The 3,043-nt window shown below is 40.9% G+C and carries 2 protein-coding genes; one reads left to right on the top strand and one right to left on the bottom strand.

Annotated features, from left to right (window positions below; translation table 11 throughout):
• Positions 1 to 994 precede the first annotated feature (994 nt).
• Positions 995 to 1,450, bottom strand: coding sequence for a hypothetical protein (locus tag QUB61_RS38710; protein ID WP_333136735.1), 456 nt, complete (start codon positions 1,448 to 1,450; stop codon positions 995 to 997).
• 1,254 nt (positions 1,451 to 2,704) lie between these two features.
• Between QUB61_RS38710 and QUB61_RS38705 the strand changes: the two genes are divergently transcribed.
• Positions 2,705 to 2,986 (top strand): hypothetical protein, encoded by a 282-nt coding sequence (locus QUB61_RS38705; protein ID WP_333136733.1) that lies wholly within the window; start codon positions 2,705 to 2,707, stop codon positions 2,984 to 2,986.
• Positions 2,987 to 3,043: the final 57 nt, after the last annotated feature.

Genomic DNA, 3,043 nt, shown 5'->3' with positions numbered 1-3,043 from the left:
AAGGTTTCATCCTATTTTACCTTTTTTTGTCTACCCCCTTGACAATTTGCACTTTTTCTTAACTTGTCACAAATGCCCGGTAGTTGGTAGGGAATGGCGCTTATTTTGACTTATTTTTACTTTTAAGTCCGATTGCCCGCAACTCCCCAGCAAATCTGGGACTGGGTGCGATCGAGATTATTCCCAATCCAAAATCCAAAATCCAAAATCTAAAATCCGTGACGCGGGTCTGGTGCAAGCGGGCGTGAGGCTTGATGCGGTAGCTCGTGAGCGAGCTAGTTTATTTTCGGTTTACCAGTAAATAAACCGTGCTTTAGTTTGGTTTAGTTTGACTTTTCTTGGTTTAGGTTGATTTTCTTAATTTACGTTGATTTTCTTGGTTTAGGTTGATTTTCTTAATTTACGTTGATTTTCTTGGTTTAGGTTGATTTTTCTTGACTTATAGACCCCATCGCCCGCAAAAACGTGCCTCCAGTCCACAAAATAGTTGCGACCCGATTTATCCAGATGTGTGCATTCCGCGTGCCCACCTGATGCCAGATTGCAGCGACATTTCACAGAGACGCTTTCGCGTACTAGAAGCAGACCCCCACGGATTTGATAGAGATAACGACGGCATAGATTGCAAAAAGTAAAGGAAAACTGCCATTTCGAGTACAGTGACAATAGGCGGGAAACTATTAGATATTGATGAAGCTGTAGCAGTTAAAAGCCCAGGGTCAGGATATTTTAAATATCCTGACCGAGCCGTACCAGTATCGAGTCCTAGGTCGGGAAATGGAATTATCCTGACCTTGCCGTAGCAGTTAAAAGCCCAGGGTCAGCTTGTGCTGATTTTTTGACACCCTGGTTGAGGCTCAAGAAGATTCCCAGTCCTCACAAGCAAAACAAGGAATTGAGCGTAAGTAACGGATAAAAGCACTGTGACGATGAATAATCACCCAGTGCTTCCAGAGTTTTTAAGTCTTACACAAAGACTCAAAGGAACTAAAAATTAGTTACTTTCAGCATAGTCTTTTACAATTGCAAATTGGTCTTTAGGGTCATTTAGATTAGTTATATCAAATGACCCTAGAGGTTCACCCTTTTTAAAAACAGAAACTGTAGGAAAAGGTGGAAATACTGGTAGTAAGGGGCGATAGATGCTTCGATTTTCTTCAGCTTTACCAACAACAATCTTGTAATTGTTACCGTAAAAGTTTTCGGCTTTTGACTTTAGTCCCTCTAGAACGGAGTCACGGTTTTGACCATCATAGTTAAATCCTTGTTCTGAAGCCAAAATTACAACCACAGGTTTATCAGAATTTACTACTTCAGTTTCAAAATTCTCTTGATTAAGAGTTGTTATGGTAGCAGCAAACGCCGGAGATGACAAGAACATCATGCTACTTGCAACCAGTACCAAAAACAGTGACACCCATCGTTGTGCAATTCTAACGATACCTTTCATGGTTTTCCTCGTATAAGTACAAACATGGAAAGCAATTTAACACACACATGAAAAGAATACAAGGAGAATTAAGACAGTTAAAAAATATTTGTTTAATAAAACTTTTTGATTTGGAAAGATAATTAGTCATTCGGTGCGGTCGAACACGTTACAGGTTCAACCAGCGATCGCTAGGCGAGAAAAGCAATGAATAGCCTATGACAAAGGTTTCCGGCAATTCACCATAACAATCAGCAATGTCGAGACTGAAATGTATAAAAAAAATCTGGCTATCCTGATGTAGCTGTAGCGGTTTCTAGTCCTAAACGGGGAAATACTGTTATGCTGACCTCGCTGTAGCAGTTCCAAGCCTAGGGCCAGAAAATACCGATTTTTTGACACTTTGGTTGAGGCTAAAGAGGATTTTCAGTCCTTACAACTTAATCCTAAAGAACCGCGTTAGTATCACATTGTTACCAACAAACGATGTACAAGCTATAGCCTTTCGAGCTCTCATATGAGGTACTCATGGGCATAGGGCATAGGGCATAGGGCATAGGGCATAGGGCATACCTCACTTTTTTGAGAACCGCTATAAGTCAAGTTTGTACATCATTTGGCAATTAACTAGAAACTTATGTTAAAAGCCATATGCAACCCAACCAACAGTTTCGTGGGCATGAGCGCCATCAGATAAATCACCAGTTCCAACAACTTCATCTTGATCTAATAATTGCAGTTGCCCTTAACTTAACGAATCCTAAACATTTAAGAAATTGGGAAAGCTAATTGCTGTCATTGTACCTCATAACAGCGGGAAACGCTGTATATCTAGCTGAAGTTGTCCGCAAGCCCCAGAGTTACCTTACTCTGCTTCTAAACCTTGCAAAATAACGCTGGCGACGCGGTTCGCCCTGTTTGCCCTGACTACTCAATGCTTTAGTTTAGCACCCCTACACTTCCACCCTGCACGACCGATGAAAGCGGCGTAGCTAAAAGCAACGGGAACCGACAGAATCTCTGACCTTACCACCTGCTGCTCCTGTTTTTGCAACACAACTATCTTAACTGTCTCTCAAAAAATATTTAACCGTTTTATTAACTGTCTTAACTGGGATTGAAATCGGACTGCTAATCAACTAAGGTTTTTCGTGTAGAAGCAATCTATTTCAGCTTGTTAATAACCTTAACAATAATCCTCTAAGTCCTTTAGGGTAGTGTTGCTCGCGTTGTGGATGCTTGGTGAAATAGAATCAGTAAATAAGGATGTAAACAATGTCAACTGCGATTCTGTTCAATGGAGCCGCTTCATATCTCGCCCAAGAAGCGGGAATTTTAGACTTACTGCTCGGTAATGTTGAGGGTGTACCAGGGGTAGGCTTAAATATTCAAGACGTGAAATTCGTCGGTGGACTGAGTTCGGGAGCGCTGATGTCCTTTATCTTCAATGCCACTTTTTGTGATTCTCCAAAGCTTTCATGGGATGAATTTAAGCAAAAAACTCTCTTCACTATGACCACAGAGAAAGTCTACACAGGAGCATTACTCACAAGTTAAGCTAAAAGCACTATTGTCAATGAGTAAAATTACTCATCTTTTACCTGTTGACCCAAT

Source organism: Microcoleus sp. C2D2 (genome assembly GCF_036702495.1).
Taxonomy (GTDB): Bacteria; Cyanobacteriota; Cyanobacteriia; order Cyanobacteriales; family Microcoleaceae; genus Microcoleus.
Note: the sequence above shows the minus strand (reverse complement) of the source record. Positions and strands in the feature narration are given on the sequence as shown.